General features: G+C 38.5%; 17 protein-coding genes. 15 read left to right on the top strand and 2 right to left on the bottom strand.

Going from position 1 to position 19,669, the window contains the following annotated elements; genetic code table 11:
* The first annotated feature begins 668 nt into the window (after positions 1 to 668).
* From yycF to rlmH, 8 genes are all read left to right on the top strand, one after another.
* Positions 669 to 1,403: a response regulator YycF gene (gene yycF, locus MHB50_RS20185; protein ID WP_205180057.1), complete on the top strand. Its 735-nt coding sequence runs from the start codon at positions 669 to 671 to the stop codon at positions 1,401 to 1,403.
* A gap of 5 nt (positions 1,404 to 1,408) precedes the next feature.
* Positions 1,409 to 3,235 carry a cell wall metabolism sensor histidine kinase WalK gene (walK, locus tag MHB50_RS20190; RefSeq protein ID WP_077112030.1) on the top strand — a complete coding sequence of 609 codons (1,827 nt, stop codon included), beginning with the start codon at positions 1,409 to 1,411 and terminating at the stop codon, positions 3,233 to 3,235.
* On the top strand, positions 3,232 to 4,539 hold the full coding sequence (gene yycH / locus MHB50_RS20195) for a two-component system activity regulator YycH (protein WP_205180059.1): 1,308 nt from the start codon (positions 3,232 to 3,234) through the stop codon (positions 4,537 to 4,539). The genes walK and yycH overlap by 4 nt, the downstream gene beginning before the upstream one ends.
* A 1-nt stretch (position 4,540) precedes the next feature.
* Positions 4,541 to 5,350, top strand: a complete 810-nt coding sequence (gene yycI / locus MHB50_RS20200; RefSeq protein WP_205180061.1) for a two-component system regulatory protein YycI — start codon at positions 4,541 to 4,543, stop codon at positions 5,348 to 5,350.
* 8 nt (positions 5,351 to 5,358) lie between these two features.
* A complete protein-coding gene (locus tag MHB50_RS20205) occupies positions 5,359 to 6,153 on the top strand; it encodes an MBL fold metallo-hydrolase (protein WP_077112027.1) in 795 nt (264 codons plus the stop codon).
* Between the two features lie 212 nt (positions 6,154 to 6,365).
* On the top strand, positions 6,366 to 7,571 hold the full coding sequence (locus MHB50_RS20210) for a trypsin-like peptidase domain-containing protein (protein ID WP_328799810.1): 1,206 nt from the start codon (positions 6,366 to 6,368) through the stop codon (positions 7,569 to 7,571).
* A gap of 528 nt (positions 7,572 to 8,099) precedes the next feature.
* Positions 8,100 to 8,258 (top strand): CxxH/CxxC protein, encoded by a 159-nt coding sequence (locus tag MHB50_RS20215; protein ID WP_205180065.1) that lies wholly within the window; start codon positions 8,100 to 8,102, stop codon positions 8,256 to 8,258.
* Between the two features lie 112 nt (positions 8,259 to 8,370).
* Positions 8,371 to 8,850 carry a 23S rRNA (pseudouridine(1915)-N(3))-methyltransferase RlmH gene (gene rlmH, locus MHB50_RS20220; RefSeq protein WP_205180068.1) on the top strand — a complete coding sequence of 160 codons (480 nt, stop codon included), beginning with the start codon at positions 8,371 to 8,373 and terminating at the stop codon, positions 8,848 to 8,850.
* Between the two features lie 1,329 nt (positions 8,851 to 10,179).
* Here the strand turns inward: rlmH and MHB50_RS20225 are convergent.
* Both MHB50_RS20225 and MHB50_RS20230 read right to left on the bottom strand, forming a co-directional pair.
* Positions 10,180 to 10,365: a hypothetical protein gene (locus tag MHB50_RS20225; protein WP_340084613.1), complete on the bottom strand. Its 186-nt coding sequence runs from the start codon at positions 10,363 to 10,365 to the stop codon at positions 10,180 to 10,182.
* A 143-nt stretch (positions 10,366 to 10,508) separates the two neighbouring features.
* The gene (locus MHB50_RS20230; RefSeq protein WP_340084614.1) at positions 10,509 to 10,658 is read right to left on the bottom strand and encodes a hypothetical protein; all 150 of its coding nucleotides are present in this window, start codon (positions 10,656 to 10,658) and stop codon (positions 10,509 to 10,511) included.
* Between the two features lie 186 nt (positions 10,659 to 10,844).
* Here MHB50_RS20230 and MHB50_RS20235 point away from each other — a divergent pair, with 186 nt between their 5' ends.
* The 7 genes from MHB50_RS20235 to MHB50_RS20265 all read left to right on the top strand — a co-directional run bounded on the left by MHB50_RS20235 (position 10,845) and on the right by MHB50_RS20265 (position 19,430).
* A complete protein-coding gene (locus MHB50_RS20235) occupies positions 10,845 to 12,137 on the top strand; it encodes a reverse transcriptase domain-containing protein (protein ID WP_340084615.1) in 1,293 nt (430 codons plus the stop codon).
* A gap of 1,097 nt (positions 12,138 to 13,234) precedes the next feature.
* Positions 13,235 to 14,350 carry a sn-glycerol-3-phosphate ABC transporter ATP-binding protein UgpC gene (locus tag MHB50_RS20240; protein ID WP_205180334.1) on the top strand — a complete coding sequence of 372 codons (1,116 nt, stop codon included), beginning with the start codon at positions 13,235 to 13,237 and terminating at the stop codon, positions 14,348 to 14,350.
* Positions 14,347 to 15,285, top strand: a complete 939-nt coding sequence (locus MHB50_RS20245) for a sugar ABC transporter permease (protein WP_077114039.1) — start codon at positions 14,347 to 14,349, stop codon at positions 15,283 to 15,285. The genes MHB50_RS20240 and MHB50_RS20245 overlap by 4 nt, the downstream gene beginning before the upstream one ends.
* Positions 15,282 to 16,100 carry a carbohydrate ABC transporter permease gene (locus tag MHB50_RS20250; RefSeq protein WP_339160656.1) on the top strand — a complete coding sequence of 273 codons (819 nt, stop codon included), beginning with the start codon at positions 15,282 to 15,284 and terminating at the stop codon, positions 16,098 to 16,100. Before MHB50_RS20245 ends, MHB50_RS20250 begins: the two co-directional genes overlap by 4 nt.
* Before the next feature lie 158 nt (positions 16,101 to 16,258).
* The gene (locus MHB50_RS20255) at positions 16,259 to 17,611 is read left to right on the top strand and encodes an ABC transporter substrate-binding protein (protein ID WP_339160657.1); all 1,353 of its coding nucleotides are present in this window, start codon (positions 16,259 to 16,261) and stop codon (positions 17,609 to 17,611) included.
* Between the two features lie 243 nt (positions 17,612 to 17,854).
* Entirely contained in the window at positions 17,855 to 18,610 is a 756-nt protein-coding gene (locus MHB50_RS20260) for a glycerophosphodiester phosphodiesterase (protein WP_339160659.1), read from the top strand.
* Between the two features lie 16 nt (positions 18,611 to 18,626).
* The gene (locus MHB50_RS20265; protein ID WP_339160661.1) at positions 18,627 to 19,430 is read left to right on the top strand and encodes a glycerophosphodiester phosphodiesterase family protein; all 804 of its coding nucleotides are present in this window, start codon (positions 18,627 to 18,629) and stop codon (positions 19,428 to 19,430) included.
* Positions 19,431 to 19,669 lie beyond the last annotated feature (239 nt).

Consider the following 19,669-nt stretch of genomic DNA (forward strand, 5'->3'; position numbering starts at 1 on the left):
TCGACATCACTGCTGTTCAGCCTCTTTTTAGGCATGAGGACTTTTCACCGCTACATGGAACTGGACTGGATGCGTGAGATTGATAAAAAATGAATCCGGGAATAGGGCTGAATACGTTTGGAACTGGATGTGCGTGAGTTTCGTATAAAGTGAATCCGGGAATAGGAACCGAAAACGGTTCACATCCTTTCGTGCACAAAAAACATGGTAGGAAACTTCCAGCGTGGGGACAATGTGGCCAGCCCTTTATAGCCGCAAAGATACAAGAGATACGCGCGAGAGTTTCCTGCGATAATAGAATATTATAAGGCGGGAAAAGAGACAGTAAAAAATCATCTATCACAAGAAGTGTTCATAAAACAAAGGGAACAGGCATAGATTAAAAACAACATGAAAATAGTGACATGAAAGAGACAGCCTAAAAGAATTTGTCGAAATATCTTGCTGATCCGCATTTCATATGTTAATATTATCACTAACTTTTATTTTAAAAAGCATTGCGACGACGATGGCTCTCGTAGTGCTTTTTTTACTTTTTATGAACAAAGTTTTTGTATCAATAGCAGGGTGACTGGTATAAAAAGGATTCGGGCGCTTTTGGAACGGGTCCTTTATTTGTGCTAAAATAGAGAGATTAAGAGGAAAAATATAATTTACTAAAATATAGAATGAATGATGAAAGAGGAGATGGGGCCGTGGATAAGAAAATCCTGGTAGTTGATGACGAGAAGCCAATTGCTGATATTCTCCAGTTTAACCTGAAAAAAGAGGGATTTTCTGTGCAATGCGCCTATGATGGCGATGAGGCATTAAAGCTTGTGGAAGAAATGCAACCGGATATGATTCTATTGGACATTATGCTTCCGAACCGGGATGGCATGGAAGTATGCCGCGAAGTGCGTAAAAAATACGACATGCCTATTATTATGCTGACGGCAAAAGATTCGGAAATTGATAAAGTGCTAGGATTGGAATTGGGTGCGGACGATTATGTCACAAAACCATTCAGCACAAGGGAACTGATCGCACGCGTGAAGGCAAACTTGCGCCGCCACTCGCAAATCGCCGAGCAATCGGCGGAGGATGAGAACGATGAAATTAATATTGGTGCACTTACGATTCATCCCAATGCTTACGTTGTTTCCAAAAATGGTGAAACAATTGAACTGACACATCGCGAGTTTGAACTCCTTCATTATCTGGCCAAACATAGTGGTCAAGTCATGACCCGCGAGCATTTGCTCCAAACGGTATGGGGATATGATTACTTCGGAGACGTGCGGACTGTGGACGTTACTGTGCGGCGTCTTCGCGAGAAAATTGAAGACAACCCAAGCCATCCAACATGGATTGTAACCAGAAGAGGGGTCGGCTATTATTTGCGTGTGCCTGAACAGGAGTAGTCTTTATGGAAAAAGTAGGTTTTTTCCGTTCAATCCATGTTAAGTTCGTAACGATTTATTTATTGCTGATTATGATTGCCATGCAAATTATCGGTGTATATTTTATCGGAAAACTGGAAGAACAGTTGATTACAAACTTTAAGCACTCGATAGAAGGCAGGCTTCCATTATTAGAGTACAGCCTGAGCGAAGAGATGAAGAAAGACAGGACAGATGAAGAGGCTCCTTCGCTCGAGGAAGAAGTACGCAAACTGCTTTTTGACTTTTCAGGGGAGGATATCTCCGAGGTTCGCGTCATTAATAACAGAAATATCGTTGTCGGAACGTCTGAAAGAAATAACCAGGGCATTGTTGGACAGAAAACAACAGATGTCATGGTAAAGAGGATTTTGGCTGGCGGGAAGAAAGAAGACAATATTTTTATAGATAAACCATCAAAAGATCGCGTATGGATATTGACGACTCCGATCAAATCTGGAGGAGAAGTGGTCGGAGCCATTTATCTTGTTGCCAAAATTGAAACCGTATTTGACCAGCTGGAAGAGATCAACCAAATATTTATTTCGGCAACATTAATCGCCATGTTCATTACGGCAATACTCGGGATTTTGGTCGCGCGCACGATTACAAGGCCGATTTCTGATATGAAAAGGCAGGCCGTTGCCATGGCTAAAGGCAACTTTTCGCGCAAAGTCCGTGTTTATGGTGATGATGAAATTGGCAAGCTTGCTCTTTCGTTTAATCACTTGACGAGAAAGCTCCAAGAGGCTCAGGCGATGACGGAAGGGGAACGGAGAAAGCTTTCCACAGTTCTTTCCAACATGACGGACGGAGTTATTGCGACGGATAGGAAAGGCCGTATCATTTTGATCAATGAACAAGCGGCCAAAATGCTCTCAGTTTCACGTGAAACAGTCATTTCCCACCCTATTACCGAACTGCTTTTCTTTGAGGATAAAGACAGTTTTGAGGACTTGCTGGAACAGCAGGAACCGATTGTTCTCGATTACAGTACAAATGAATCTCCTTTTATTTTACGGGCGAACTTTTCAGTCATACAACGTGACACCGGGTTCATCAATGGGCTTATCGTTGTGTTGCATGATGTAACAGAGGAGGAGAAAATCGAGGCAGATCGGAGAGAATTTGTTTCAAACGTTTCGCACGAACTGAGAACCCCACTGACAACCATGCGCAGCTATCTTGAAGCATTGTCTGATGGAGCGCTTCATGACAAAGAGTTGGCTCCTCATTTTCTGAATGTCACACAAAATGAAACGGAACGGATGATCCGCCTGGTCAATGACTTGTTGAAGCTCTCGAAAATGGACAGCAAGGACTATGAGATGAATAAAACTTGGGTGGATTTTGTCTCCTTTTTCAGTTCAATCATTGACCGTTTTGAAATGGCGAAAGACCGGAACGTTTCCTTTAGGCGCCAACTTCCCGACAAGGTCATTTTTGTGGAAATAGATGAAGATAAGCTGACACAAGTGTTGGATAATATTATCTCGAATGCGCTCAAATATTCTCCGGAAGGCGGCCAGATTACTTTTAAGCTGAAAGAACTCGATGATAAAATTGAGGTAAGTGTAAGAGACCAAGGTCTTGGCATTCCAAAGGAAAATATAGAGAAAGTATTTGACCGTTTTTACAGAGTCGATAAGGCGCGAACAAGAAGGTTGGGTGGAACCGGCCTGGGCCTTGCCATTGCAAAAGAAATGATAGCAGCCCATGGAGGTCATATTTGGGCAAGAAGCGTGGAAGGAAAAGGTACGGCCATTATTTTCACGCTTCCTTACGATCCTGAACAAAAGGATGATTGGTCGTGAATTACGAAAACATGAAATCGTTCCTGCTTTTTTTCCTTGTCTTAACGAGTGTTGTGTTGACATGGAATTTATGGACGTACCAGCCGAAATATGAATTTAGTGAAGAAAAAAATGTTCACGAAGTATCCATCTCCGATCCGAAAGATGTGGCGGATTTAATCAAACCGGTGGGGGTTTTGTTTCATTTCCAAAAAGACCACTATGGGACGGGCAAGGACGAACATATTGATCAATTACTTGCCGAATTAAACGGCTGGACATTTTACGATTTCAGCGATCCAGTCGTTTATTCGCCTACCCAAATTCGCAAGCTTTCCGAGTCTGGAGAAAATATAGAAATCATCTTTCCCGACCTTGTCCCATTTGATGTGTATAAAAGGGTTTTGCGGTTTGAGTCCAACAATCTTCCTTATGGAGCATTCAACCGGATTGTCATCCGCCTGGATAGTGAAAAGCAAGAAGACGGGTCAGTATATTTCATTTCCACAAAAGATGGAAAGGTATATGAAAGCCATGTTAATCATGATCAGCTTGTTTCATTGTTCAACCATTTGGAAAAGAGTAAAACAAAATATGACGCTTACCAGGCATACAATCTTCCCGATGGGAGAATCAAGTTTCTTCCATCCGAACAAATAGAGGTTCCGCGTTATAAATACTACTCCGACTACATTGAACCCGAAAGCTTCAAAAATGCGCTATTTAAAGATCCGGACTATGTGCGGAGAGATTCGATCACGGATGGCGCAAAATATACGGATGGGACGAGCCTCATGACCGTTGACTACTTGACGAACATGTTTTTTTACGTGAATCCGAGCCAGACCATTAATACTAGGATAAAAAGTGAAGACATGAATGTTTTGGAGAGAAGTATTAATTTTGTCAATGAGCATGCAGGCTGGACTGATAATTACCGTTATCTCAGCATGGACCCGTATGATAAAAACATAAAGTTTTTATTGTTTATAAAAGGGTACCCCGTATTCAGCCAAGAAGGTATGACGAAAATGGAGCTAACTTGGGGAAAAGAAGAAATTTACCAGTATGAGAGACCTTATTTTATTCTGGATATTCCACTTCCCGCCCCTAAGGTTGTGACATTGCCATCCGGAAAAGAAGCAATGGACGAATTGCTTTCCAATCCGGATATTAAAGTCGATTTAATCCAAGAATTCATTATTGGTTACGGACTTGTAAAAGATCCCGAAAATCCCAAGTTATTGACGCTGGAACCTTCCTGGTATTACTTGTACGCAGGTTCATGGCTACGTCTTGATACTGAGGAAATAAAGGGGGAATAACATGGACTGGAGTAGACTGAAAAGCATCTTTATCATCGCATTCCTGACTCTCGATGTTTTCCTCCTGAGCCAGTTGTTGAACAAGGAACGGATCAATCAGCTGGAAGTCAAAATGGATGTCTCATTGGAAGAAAGCTTAAAAAATGACGACATTGATTATAGCAGTATTCCAAAGGAAACCTTTGCTGATCATTACATGAGCGCCAATACGAAAACATTTACGGATGAAGAATTGGAGAAATTGAACAATCAAACGATAAACAGCACCGATCGGACGATGATCCAATCGGAACTAAAGACACCAGTGAAAATCGGAAAAAATTTCGACACGTCCGAATTGGATCAATTCATTAAAAATGAAGTGTTATTTGGTGAGCAATATGTGTTTGGCTATCATGATGAAACAGCTGGGATCATTACGTATTTTCAGAAACACCAGGAAAAGCCATTTTTCATAAATAAAAGCGCAAGCCTGGAGTTTACAGTCACTAAATCAGGAGAAGTTCAGTCTTATAAACAGACGATGCTAGAAAAGATTGAACCGATCAGTGAAAAAGAAGAAGTGCTTCCTGCCATTCGGGCAGTTGAAGCGATTTATCGCAATGGGCTGATGAAGCCGGGAAGTAAAGTGGTTGAAGCGAAACTCGGCTATTACACTGTCGTAAACATGGAAGCTACCCAAGTATTGACACCGACGTGGTGTATTGTCGTGGAACATGAGAAAGAAAAAGAGCAGTTGTTAGTCAATGCATTTGAGGGACAAATTATCGAAGTGAATCCCGGTGACGAAGAAAAAGTGAAATTGGAGTGAACAAGTACATGTCGATGCAATTTAGTGTTTTGGCCAGCGGCAGTTCGGGAAACGCCTTTTATATTGAGACAAATAAACACTCCTTTCTTGTAGACGCCGGAGTCAGTTGCAAAAAAATCGGGGAATTAATGGAGAAAATTGGACGCGATCCAGCAAAGCTAGATGGCATCCTTGTTACCCATGAACATAGCGACCATATTAAGGGCCTGGGTGTCATGGCCAGAAAATACCGGCTTCCCATCTATGCGAATGAAAAAACGTGGAAGGCAATGGACGGCATGCTCGGGGAAGTGGTGACTGATCAAAAATTTGTTTTTGAAGTGGAAGCTGTCAAATCTTTCGGAAGCCTCGACATTGAATCTTTCGGCGTCTCGCACGATGCTGCTGAACCAATGTTTTACATTTTTCGGTCTGAAGGGAAAAAGCTCGTCTTGATCACGGATACAGGTTATGTCAGCGATCGGATGAAAGGGATGATCGCTGATGCGGATACGTATATTTTTGAAAGCAACCATGATATTGAGATGCTGCGGATGGGAAGATACCCGTGGAACGTGAAACGGAGAATATTAAGCGATGTTGGACATGTCTCCAATGAAGACGCGGCTTTGGCGATGAGCGAGGTTATTGGCGACCGGACAAAACGCATTTACCTCGCCCATTTAAGCCGTGACAATAACATGAAAGACCTGGCACGGATGAGCGTTACCCAGACGCTGGCGTCCCGGGGAATTGAAGTGGGAAGCCATGTCCGACTGTTTGATACCGATCCTTACATACCGACCGACCTCGCAGCCGTATAAAAAATGTTTAAATAAGCGTAAATACAGGAATAGATAATGAAAACACGCGGCGGTTGGCTGCCTGTTTTCATTTTTTTGTCCACACCCTAAGCTATTTACAAAATAGAAAACGTTTATTATTTAATTTCTGTCGCTTTGCGCATTATAATAAGGAATATGAAGGGAAAACCTTTTGGGGAATGGAACGTAGCAAAAGAAAGGAATGGTGTCTAGTGGGACTTTACGATGATCACAGCCCTAACCGCTTTAAAAAGAAAAGAGGCGGATTCTTTTCAGGAATCATCGGCGGAATCATCGGCGCGCTTTTAATGGCCCTGCTCTTTCCAGCATTAGATTGGAATGAACCCCCGAACCAAAACAATGCAGCGATTGAAGAAAATAGAGGCAAAACGGATCACCCATCCAAGAATGTCTCACTTGATGTCACGACAGACATAACCGAGGCAGTGGAAAAAGCCGGAAAAGGTGTGGTAGGCATCACCAATATTCAAACGGCAAAATTTTGGTCTGGCGGGGAGGGCCAGGAAGCGGCAGGGGTAGGATCAGGAGTCATTTATAAGAAAGCGGGGGACAAAGCGCTTATCGTAACGAACAACCATGTGGTCCAAGGCTCTTCGCAACTGGAAGTGACCCTGTCAGACGGCAAAAAAGTTTCCGGGAAACAGCTTGGAGGCGATATATGGACAGATTTGGCGGTCGTTGAGATAGATGCCGATGGAATTGCCGATGACGCCGTAACAGAATTCGGCGACTCTGACGCTTTGAAAATCGGGGAGCAGGTCATGGCAATCGGAAATCCGCTTGGACTCGAATTTGCCGGATCCGTGACCCAAGGCATTATTTCCGGAGTCAATCGGGCGGTGCCCGTCGATATTAACGGAGACGGTGTGGCTGACTGGAATGCGGAAGTCATCCAGACAGATGCCGCCATTAACCCCGGCAATAGCGGTGGAGCGCTTGTCAATATTGCAGGGCAGGTCGTTGGCATCAACTCCATGAAAATTGCGCAAAGCACAGTAGAAGGCATTGGCTTCTCGATTCCGATCAACTATGTTATTCCAATTATTGAAGACCTAGAAAAATACGGTGAAGTCAAACGCCCGTCGATGGGCGTCACATTGCGTGATGTCGCAGAAGTATCCGCCTATCATCAGCAGGAAACACTGAAATTGCCGAAAGACGTAACTACTGGTGTGATGATCGAGTCCGTTATGGCCAATTCACCTGCTGGAAAGGCAGGATTGGAAGAATTGGACGTCATCGTTGAACTGGACGGACAAAAAGTGGACAATGTCATTGCGCTCAGAAAACATTTATACAACACGAAAAAAGTCGGCGATTCGATGGATGTCACGTACTATAGAGGCGGCAAAAAAGAAAAAACCACTATCAAGCTGACGGATGAAGCCAGATTATAAAATGTTAAGCGGGAACAGCCAAATGAGGCTTTCCCGCTTTTCTGATTTAATGGTAAAATAATCTGTGGATAAAGAAAGTGGCGAGTATTTAAGAGAAAGTCGATAGTATATTTTGGGAAGTTGCGAGTAAATCGAGAAAGTGGATAGTGTTTCGATAGGTGGCGAGTAAATTGAGAAAGTCGGTAGTAATTTCGATAGGTCGCAAGTAAATCGAGAAAGTGGACAGTAATTTCGATAGGTCGCAAGTAAATCGAGAAAGTGGACAGTAATTTCGATAAGTCGCAAGTAATCAAGAAAGTCGAAAGTATTTCCAAAAAGTTGCGAGTAATATCGGAAAGAGTATTTTATAAAGATGGCGAGTCTTTCTGAGAGAATCGCGCGCCTTCAAAATTCAATTGCGATCTCGAGAAATACTAATTATTTTTTAAAAAAAGAAGAGTTATCCAGAAAGCGATACGAAATCCATGTTCAAAACGATTTTTTATGGTCATGATTACATGATGATATAAACGGAAAGGAGGTTATTATATGATTTATTGTTGCGGCGAGCACGTTGAACTGGCATTGGATGTCATCGTGGATGAGCACGAAACCTTTCCCAAACTTGAAAAATTAGAAGAAGGAAAAAACTTGTCCACAACTTGTGAATACTGCAAAAAGCACGCTGAATATCTTGTAGGGAACTAATATTCCCATACTAAATGTGGATAGTTTATGTGGATATGTGGATAAGGTATGTGAATAAGTTGTTTGTTTCATGTTTTCAACTTGTGTATAACTTCAGAGAAGGGGAACAGCTATGAATATCACCATCATTTCCGTCGGAAAACTGAAAGAAAAATACTTAAAACAAGGAATTGACGAATACCTCAAGCGCCTCACAGCGTACGCCAAATTAAACATCATCGAACTCCCCGATGAAAAAGCCCCCGAAAACTTAAGCCCAACCCAAATGGAACAAATAAAGAAGAAAGAAGGAGACCGGATCCTTTCCAAAATCAGCCCCAACGCCCACGTCATCGCCCTCTCCATCGAAGGCACCATGAAATCCTCCGAAGAACTCGCAGCACGCTTCGACTACCTTGCCACAACCGGCAAAAGCAAAATCGTCTTTGTCATAGGAGGCTCACTCGGCTTGAGTGCGGAAGTGATGAAACGCGCCGATGAGGCTTTGTCTTTTTCTAAAATGACTTTTCCACATCAGTTAATGCGATTAATATTGGTGGAACAGGTGTACAGGGCGTTTAGGATAATAAAGGGGGAACCGTATCATAAGTAACGGTAAACCAAAAATTCTCTATATCTCTTAGAAGGGATATAAAATCATATTTCCAACTCTATCAGCATTATATTTATAAAAAAACTAAGAGAACTCATAAATTGAAATTTATAAAAACGAGGTAATAGCTCAAGCTGATTACCTCATATATATTCTTTGATTGTAATTATAAATCAACTTTAAATTTTTCTTTGTTAAAAGATAATTTATCATTGTTGATGAAAAACTTATTTACTATCCTATACGTACTTTCATTATTAATTCCACTTTTCTCTTCAAATTTTATCTCGATATAACCCTCGTCTTTACCATTTATTTGTGTTAAATATACTGATTTATTAAATGTATAACTACTCTTATTAACCCAAACATATTTTTTTTGAAATACATGGCTAATAGTGAGTTAGATTGCTCTATTTTCTTTGACTTCAATAAAAGATTTGTTAAAGTCCTCTTCATTAATTACGATACTTTCTTCTTTTCCAGATGAAGTTAATATTTTTAAATAAATTTCATTAGGTATTTTATCTGGTGAATAATCAAAAAATATAAAATGTATTTGTGGAGTGCTTCCAGCTAAAATTAATTTTAAATTTAGTGTTTAGATTTTGATTTAGCCCGAGTAAAGGTTAATGGAGGAAAAAAACATATCCAAAAAAATAAAATTACAAGCTCTTTTCCATTTATGTTAATAAAAATTTGTTTTAAAATAATGTCGGCAGTAGGAAATAAAACAACCTCATTAAAGTGTAATCCAAGTTGATAGATAGGTTAAAATCCAAGGGTTTAATTAATACAACCTTTTTCAATTCTCTCAAATACATTATTATTAGCGTGTTTAGGTGCTTTTAAATCATTTTGATTGGAAAATAACAAAACTAGATATGTATTGATATATTGGGAGGTAAGCTAATTTTCGAAATTCCAACTTTAAGAATGATAATAACTTTTCTACTGGATTCATGTCAGAGTTCGATATATTAACTAGATGTAACATGCTGGCATAATTCATTAGGAAGTGATCATTGCTCTAATAGTAAATAATGGAATTTTTGTATGGAATAATTAGAAGAATTATACTTTGAAATTTTGTCTATTCTACTACCAGCTAAATTTAACCACATCTGAGTTGGATAAAAAATCAAAAATATCATTAAAATTACTCAACTCTATTTTAGCTTTATAAGAATCGTTTTCTCTTAATGCATTTTCATTATTGCTAGTCCAGCACTGATTGGTAGTTGATTCATTTGAGACCATAACATTAAAAGTAATCATTCTTTTCTTCTCTTCTCTATTATTTTTTAAATCTCCATTCTTTGTAAAGGACTATAAACTACTCAAGAGGTTTCTATCTAAAAATAAAATAACTTCCTTTTTTCTGTTTAATGTTCGAAATTTAGAGTAATCAATCAATCCGGTTATTGCTTTACTCGGATGGAAAACAAGTTGAGTATTATTAATTGCATTCCAAATCATTTGCGGCTCATCATTTTTTAAAAATAAAAAAACCATATCTTTACCCCCTCTATTTTAGTGCATATCAGCTTCTAAATTCGTTAATATGATTATTCAAAGAATAGAAATTGCAAGATATCCAACCATACTTATGCAATGACATCACTACTAAACTTTTATTCGGTATTTTTTGACTATTACTACACCATATGGTAAAATTGGCATAGTTTACGCCTCATAAAAGTAGTTATGAGGGGGATTGGTGAATTTCTGTCAAGCTTTATCTCAATTGTAATCACAAGGCTGGCCCAGCGAATTACAATCGATAACGCTTCTGAATAACGTGGCATTTGGACACCTCCAATCGTCATAAACAACCAATTCAATATACTAATTATAGTATAAGCTATTAGTGCATTTAGTAGCCCCTTTATAGGTTAGCAATAATCTATAATTCGAAAGGAGAGTATGCTTGCAAGGGCTAATTTTATAGAGTAATAGGCTACGATTACATACCCTTGCGAGCTCTGCCAAATATGAATAAGAAAAAGTATCGAGTCAAGAAGTATAAGCATCTCGATAATAAGAAGTCAATTGAAAATGTTAAGGGTAAAATTCAAAATCCTCAATGGATTGCTAAACATGGATTTTACCCATTTATACACTTTGAGATTAAATTCCAAAAGTATAATAGGAAAGAAAAACAGCCAAAAGAAAAAATTCGTAAAATATTTTATGCTTCTCACATCGATAGCTATATTTATAAGTACTATGGCGACAAATTAAATAACCACTACAATTTTGTTGTAGAAGAATTGGGTATTAATGAGGTAGCAACTGCATATAGAAATAACTTGTTGGGAAAAAGTAATATTAATTTTGCTAAAGAAGTTATTGATTTTATAAAAGCGCAAAGAAATGCATATATTTTTGTTGCTGATTTTACTAATTTCTTTGATACATTGGACCATAGGTATCTTAAAGAGAAAATTCGCTATGTTCTAAAGAAGGATACATTACCTGGCGATTACTATAATGTCTTTAAGAACTTAACAAAATTTAGTTACTTTATCAAAAATGAAATAGAAGCAGATTTGAAAACAAAGTATACTGAAAGTGAAATAAAAAATAAATATAAATATTTCACAGAAGAGGAATTTAGGACTTTTAAGCATAAAAATATATACAAAAACTCTAAGAATTATGGAATTCCTCAAGGTGCAGGTATCAGCTCAGTCTGTTCTAATATTTATCTTTTAGAATTTGATGAGAAAATACAAAAGTATGTAGATAAACAAAACGGACTTTATAAAAGGTATTGTGATGATTTAATTATAGTGATTCCTATTGAAGGAGACGCCCAAAGCTATGATTACCATATTCATCATCAAACTCTAGAGAATATAAAAGAACAGATTCCAAATTTAGAGATTCAACCTGAAAAGACAGGAAATTATTTTTATACTAATAATAAGATAACTGATTTAGAATTTAATGAGACAAAATTAGATTATCTTGGATTTAGCTTTGATGGCGAGGAAGTTCGAATCAGAGAAAAAAGTCTTTTTAAGTATTACACGAGAACATATCGCAAAATAAGGATCTGTAATCGTAAATCAAAAGAATTCAGTCGTAAATCATATAGAAGAGAGTTATATAAAAATTATTCGCACTTGGGCAAAAATAAAAAGGGACATGGGAATTTTCTTAGTTATGCTGAAAGAGCACAAAGAATTTTTGATGAAGATTCTAATACAGTTAACCTTATGGAAACTCAAGTGAAAAAACATTGGAAAAAGATTAAAGCTCGATTAGAAGACCCAAAATAATAAAAATATATAGGTCAGATTCTATATTATCACAGAATCTGGCTTATTTTATATTACTACAACAGTCCGGTATAATATCCTGAGGAGCAATATTAACTTTATTTAGCTGTACTATTCTCTAAAACTATTTGCATTTTGCAACAAGAGGGATGTCATTGGTTAGTTTGGAAAATTTCCTTTACAGTTTTCTATACAACTGAACCATTCGAATTTATTGTCCATTGGAATAGGTATGGAGAATGTTTGCTGTAGGGGGATGTAATCGGAAATATCTTCGAGCCATTCGTCAAAAAAACTCGATAATACATTCTTCGTATTGAAGAATTCTTTAATACTAGCGTAAAACACCATTTCATTGAATAGATAGGTACTTTACAGTTATTCCCATATTTGTCTACATAATCAAAGCCACCATGCAGCTTTCTAAAATCTTACCTCATCATCAATCGATGGGGGTTGTTATATTGAGTACTCTACGGTCTGTCAAAGCCTATCCTTTTCAGGCTTAATCTTATCTAGGATTTCCTTGAAGGGTGAATTCCCATCAAAAACACTATCTTAAATAAAAAGTTACTCGGGAACCCACGTTTTACTACATCTGTTGAAGTGATATGTGTTGAGTTTGTATTTCAATAAAATGGCAGGATGTTCTACAGCAATTCCGATAAATATGCTCAGATAATTTGTGACTTGATACGGAGCTTCTATGAGCGTGGTGTCTTGCGGAGGGCCAAAGTGTGCAGATACTCTTTTTCGCAAGACGAGTAGCTTATCACGCTCACCTCCCCATATAAAGCGCGGTCATATACAAAACCTACCCTTTTTAAATGTCGCAAACATTGAGCTCCCACCTGCAAGCGAGCGTATTTAAAGTGAGGTAGGAAGTTTCTTCCTTAAAATGTAAGCTCGTCACCACCCCTAAGTTTGACGCCCCCATAACACCTCCATTTTTATAAAAATGTCAGGATATTTCAAACTATGTAAATACAATATTAAGCAAATGTTAAGATAATTAACGTAAAACAAATATTCAGTTAAGAATGACAACAAAGCTAACAATCTATGTTTAAATAAAGATTGGTAAAGGGGGAGCAAGAGTGAGTAAAGTGGAATTACAAAATATTTCCAAATCCTATGATAAACAAGCGGATGTACTACATAACATTAATCTTTCCATTGAAAAGGGTGAGTTTTTCGTTCTTGTTGGTCCTTCCGGATCGGGAAAAAGTACATTGTTGCGTATGATTGCCGGCTTGGAGGAAATTACAGGGGGCACGCTCAAAATAGCGGATCGTGTGGTTAATCATTTACCTCCAAAGGATCGCAACTTGTCGATGGTTTTTCAAAATTATGCATTGTATCCCCATTTAAATGTAGAGCAGAATATTTTGTTTGGCTTGCGTGCTAAAAAAGTTAGTAAACAGGAACAACAGGAAAGATTAAAAGCGACAGTTGATATGATGGGGCTTTCCAACTTGTTGAAACGAAAGCCTAGAGAGCTTTCTGGTGGTCAAAGGCAACGGGTTGCGCTTGCCAGATCGGTTGTAAGTGAAGCGCCTCTTTGTTTAATGGATGAGCCACTTTCCAACCTGGATGCAAAGCTTCGCGCACATATGCGTATAGAGATACGCAGACTGCAGAAAAAACTTGGTTTAACGATGATTTATGTAACACATGATCAAGTGGAGGCTATGACAATGGGGGATCGGATTATGGTTTTAAATAACGGAGAAATCCAGCAGGTTGGAGAGCCCATTACGTTGTACAATGAGCCAGCTAATTTATTCGTTGCTTCTTTTATAGGTTCGCCAAAAATGAATCTTGGAAAAGCTACCTTAATCAATCAAAGCTTACGGGTGGAAGATTCCCTTGAAATTGATATGGGCTCTATAGAACTAACTGAAAAAATTGCTCAGACCGCAAATCTAACTGTCGGTATTAGAGCGGAACATATTTTACCAGCAGTTGATAGAGAAGCTACACATAAGCTGGAAGTCATTAATGTAGAGCAACTTGGCAATGAAACGCTGGCAACATTCGAAGTAGGAGCAGAATTATGGACGGCCAAATGGTTAGGTCAATGGTCGATCAAAGTTGGGGAAAAGGTTCCCGTACATATATCCAATGACAAACTTTGCTTTTTTGATACTGATTCAGGTCTCTTATTAAAAGCAGCTTCTCCAGTAAAGGAAAAAGAGGTAGCGGTTGTATGAAAGAAGCAGTGATGATGCCAGACCAATATACGCAAATTGATCTGATGAAAGTGAAGAAAAAGCAAAGAAGAACCCGATTTATCAAAGGAATGCTGTTTCTTTTACCTTCTATCATTTTATTTAGTGTGTTTTTGTTTTATCCCATGGCAAGAACGTTATATTTAAGTTTTTTTCTTACTGATAACAGTGGAGCGACAACTGTTTTTGTAGGATTCGATAACTTTAAAAACATTTTTACGTCGCCCATATTTTTAAAAAGCTTACAATCAACGTTTTTGTTTGTTTTATATACAGTGCCAGGCACGATTTTGATTAGTTTGTTTTTAGCTGTTATTGCCAATGAAAAACTACGAGGTATCGGTTTTTTTCGGATGATATTTTCTTCTACAATGGGGATTTCTGTAGCCGCGGCGTCTGTATTTTGGATGTTTTTATTTCACCCGACGCTAGGTTGGCTGAATCAGCTTTTGGAAGCGCTGGGATTCGAAGCAATAGGCTGGCTGACAGACCCGGATTGGGCACTCATTTCTGTGTCCATCTCAACCATATGGATGAATCTTGGCTTTACTTTTCTTATCTTGTTAGGTGGATTGCAATCAATTGATTCACATTTATATGAAAGTGCGGAAATTGATGGCGCTAGTTACTTGTATAAATTAAGGCATATTACAATACCTATGCTGTCCCCGACGTTATTTTTCGTCATTACGGTTTCATTGATTAATGCGTTTCAAACATTTGGTCAAATTGACATGTTAACTCGCGGCGGTCCGCAAAACGAAACGAACTTAATCGTTTACTCTATCTATCAAGAAGCATTTGAAAATTATCGCTATGGTACAGCAAGCGCACAAGCCGTGATTCTGTTTTTCATTATCCTCTTTATGACATTGCTACAGTTTAAGCTGGGAGAGAGGAAGGTGCATTACCAATGACCATGTCTTTTGGTAAAAAGCTGGTTTTTTATCTTCTTCTGACAGTATCTGCTTTGTTGTTGTTTGCACCTGCCATTGTGGCATTTTTAATGAGCTTTATGTCTAGTCAGGATATTTTGACTGGTAAAATTCTTCCTGAAACATGGACGTTAGAAAATTATATCAAAGCGTTTGAGCGTTTTCCTTTATTTGGTTATTTAATGAACAGTTTGATTGTGTCGCTCCTTATTATGATTGGACAATTACTGTTATCAAGTTTAGCTGCCTATGCATTTGTGTTCTTGGAGTTTAAAGGCAGGGATACGTTGTTTTTTATCTTTATCGCAACAATGATGATTCCTTTTGAAGCTTCCATCATTCCTAACTTCCAAACAATTCGGGAGTTGAATTTATTAAATACATATACAGGTATGTCCTTACCGTTTTTTGCAGTGGCATTTGGAACGTTTTTATTACGACAACATTTCAAACAAATTCCGAAAGAGTTAAAGGAAGCAAGTGAAATATCAGGGATGGGAGATTTTACATTTTATTTAACGGTTGTTCTTCCCGTCGCCAAAACAAGTTTAGTTACTTTAGGTGTTTATGGATTTCTGACTTCTTGGAATATGTATCTTTGGCCGTTACTGGCTACCACGGATGATACGGTGCGGACGGTGCAAATTGGATTAAAGCAACTTCAGTCGCAAGAACAACTCAATGAATGGGGTGTTATTATGGCTGGCGGGTTGATCGTCGTGTTACCAACATTAATTCTTCTGTTTCTAGGACAAAAGAAATTACAAAAAGGTTTAACAGAAGGCGCAATAAAATAATGCCACTAGTAGTTTGTGTGGACTGAGTGAACATACCCTGCGGTAGTAGAAGATGGAAAAAACTCATACGTGAAGCTTCACTAATATGACGAAAATGCATTTGAAAAACGTAGAATGGAAGATTTATAAAATATACATATGAAAAGGAGTGGAGATGGGTGAAGAAATTACTTATATTGATTTTGGCAAGTTTTACGCTTGTACTTGCTGCTTGCAATGCTTCTAAAGAAAAAGAGGATGAAGGTAAAGCCGAAGCCAAAGAAGGCGGAAAGTCAGGGGGAAAAACAGAAGTAACTTTTTGGCATGCCATGGGCGGTCAAGCTCAGGTAGCTCTGGATGAAATTGTGGAAAAATATAACAAATCACAAGATGAGGTTCAAGTGAAAGCCGAATTTCAAGGGACATATGAGGAAACATTATCCAAGTACCATAGCGTAGGTGGAACAGATGATGCGCCCACAATTGTTCAGGTCAATGAGATCGGGACGATGTCGATGATTAACAGCGGTAACGTGGAACCTATTCAAAAGTTTATAGATGAAGAAGGTTATGATATGAGTAATTTGGAGGAGAATATTACCAACTACTATAAAGTAGATGGGAAATTTTATTCCATGCCATTTAACTCATCAACTCCTGTCATGTTTTATAATAAAGACGCCTTTAAAGAGGCCGGTTTAAATCCTGAAGAGCCGCCAGAGACATTTGAAGAAGTAGAAGAAGCCGGCAAGGCGATTAAAGAGGCGAATCCTAAAATGAAAGGTTTTGCGCTTCAAGCTTATGGCTGGTTATTTGAAGAACTGCTGGCAAACCAGGGTGGTTTATTATTAAATAATGATAACGGACGCAGTGATACAGCAACAGAAGTAGCGTTTGATAATGAAAAAGGGAAGTCTATTTTTAAGTGGGTTAAGCGAATGATGGATGATGACACATTTGCGAATTATGGTATAAATTCCGATAATATGGTAACCGGGTTTTTAAGTGGTGAGGTTGCAATGTTTATGCAGTCCTCTGCAACCGCAAGAGATGTAATTGATAATGCGCCATTTGAAGTGGGGGTTGCTTTTATACCTTATCCGGAAAAAGAGGAGCGCCAAGGTGTTGTAATCGGCGGGGCGAGTCTGTGGATGTCTAAAGGAAAACCGGAAGAAGAGCAGCAGGCGGCTTGGGAATTCTTAAAGTATTTGCAGAAGCCTGAAGTGCAGGCAGAATGGCATGTAGGAACGGGGTATTTTGCTATCAATCCTAAAGCGTACGAAGAGCAAGTTTTAAAAGATGCTTATGAGAAAATGCCGCAATTACAAGTAACCGTAGAGCAATTACAGGCAACGAAACCATCCGTGGCCACACAAGGCGGATTAATGGATATGATACCCGAAGAGCGTAAAATTATCGAAACAGCATTGGAGACAGTATATAATGGCGGAGATGTCGATGAAGCATTTTCTACCGCTGTAGAGCAAGTGAATGACGCAATTGAGCAAGCGAATGCTGCTAGAGGAGAATGATTATTTTAAAGGGAATGAAGGTGGATGTGCTTCATTCCCTTCCTGTATAAAGATTTTTTAATGGCTGTGGTTGCTTTTTGCTTTATAGGGGAATTAGTTGTTATGATAGATGAAAATGTGTTAGATAAATTTTCTGTTCTAGTTAGTTCGCAACAACTTCACAAGCCTAAAATCCAAATGAAAGAAAATTTTGATTGGTCAAAATTTATAAGATACTTTGCTTGTACAGAAGGAGAGACTTTCATGATTACGAAGATTTATGGCCATCGAGGCTGTATGGGGACATATCCGGAAAATACTTTAGCAGGATTTATGCAAGCGATTCGAGAGGGCGTTGACGGGATTGAATTAGACGTTCATATGACGAAGGATGGAGAAATCGTAGTGATCCATGACGAATTTTTGGATCGAACAACAGATGGTACGGGCTATATTAAAGATCTAACCTTTGCAGAAATAAGAAAATATAGTGCCGGAGTGAAATTTTCCCACTATGATGCATTTGTCGATCAATGGCGCTTGGAAAAAGTCCCTACTTTAAAAGAAGTTTTAGAATTGCTAAAACCGTATGAAGTTGAACTGAATATTGAGTTAAAGACAACCAGGTTTATGTATAAAGGAATTGAAGAAGCGGTTCACCAAATCGTTCAATCATATGGGAATAATAGAAAAGTGATCTATTCCTCCTTTCATTTGCCGACTTTAATGCGTATGAAGAAACTAGATCCGAATGCTGATATAGCTCTTTTAGTAGAAGGCATGCTACCACACCCGCATGAGTATCTAGATTATTTTCATTTAGAGTCGGTCCATATTTCTAAAAGCGCCATATTAAACAATGTAGCGCATTGGAAGCCAGTTTTTCCGAGACTTCGTGCTTGGACAGTAAACGATGCGAACGATATGAAGCAATTGTTTGATCTTCGTGTTGCTGCTATAATGACAGACTTTCCAGAAAAGGCATTGATTTATAGAAATGAACGGGAAGCATTTATTTAAAAAAATTGGAGGTTTTTTGTTCATTTTATTATTGCTTGCAGGGTTGTTATATGCTAGAGCGGAAACCCAAGTGGAGCCAATGGTTGTGGATAAAGCAGAAGTCTATGCCCACCGCGGTGCGAATGACCGTTTTAATGAAAGTACACTTACTGCTTATAAAATAGCGGCTCAAGACGAAGTGGATGCATTAGAATTGGATTTACGCATGACAAAAGATGGAGAGCTTGTGGTAATGCATGATGCCACTATAGATCGAACAACCAATGGAAGTGGGGAAGTATCTGAGTACACGTTTGAAGAATTGATGAAGTTTGAAACTGTTGAAGTGTTTCAACAAGAAGAAAAACGAGAAGCAATACTTTCCTTAGAGGAAATGTTTCAAGTATTTGGAAAAAACGAGCATTACTATATTGAAACACGACTAGTGAATGGAAAAGCGATAATGGAAAACCAGCTGGTTGAGTTATTAAAAGAATATGGGTTACTGGATCAGCAATACGTTTCATTCCAATCGTTTTCCGAGCAAAGCTTACAAAAATTGCAAGCATTAGCTCCTTCCATTCAGTTAACGTTATTGTTTAAAAAAGGTGAATTTGATTTACAGAAGGCAAAAGAAGTTCCATACCCAGCCATCGGGATAGAGTCAACTGACGTAAGTCTAAAGGTAGTAAATGAGTTGCACCAACAGGGAAAAGAGGTCCACGTCTATTTTACTGATTTAGCAACACAAAAACAGGAACAAAAGCGGGTCAAGCAATATCAAGTGGATGGTTATTTTACAGATTTTATTGGTTATACAAAACAATTATTAGAAGAATAAACGTTTTTTCCCTCAGTCTAAAAATGATAAAGCGGTCGCTGCCATGCGACCCATTTTATGTTCGTGAAAGAATAAACAAGCAGCATCCATGATAATGAGTAAAATGAACATTAAGCAGAATCCCCGTCTCCATACGAAGCACCTGCCGCGTAACCGTAGTGCCGCCGCAACCACAATGAAAAAGATCCTGCCTAAAGATGCAGGAACCTCCTACGACAATGAAGGGAAAATTTACTGCC

The organism is Siminovitchia sp. FSL H7-0308 (assembly GCF_037980985.1).
Classification (GTDB): domain Bacteria; phylum Bacillota; class Bacilli; order Bacillales; family Bacillaceae_C; genus Siminovitchia; species Siminovitchia thermophila.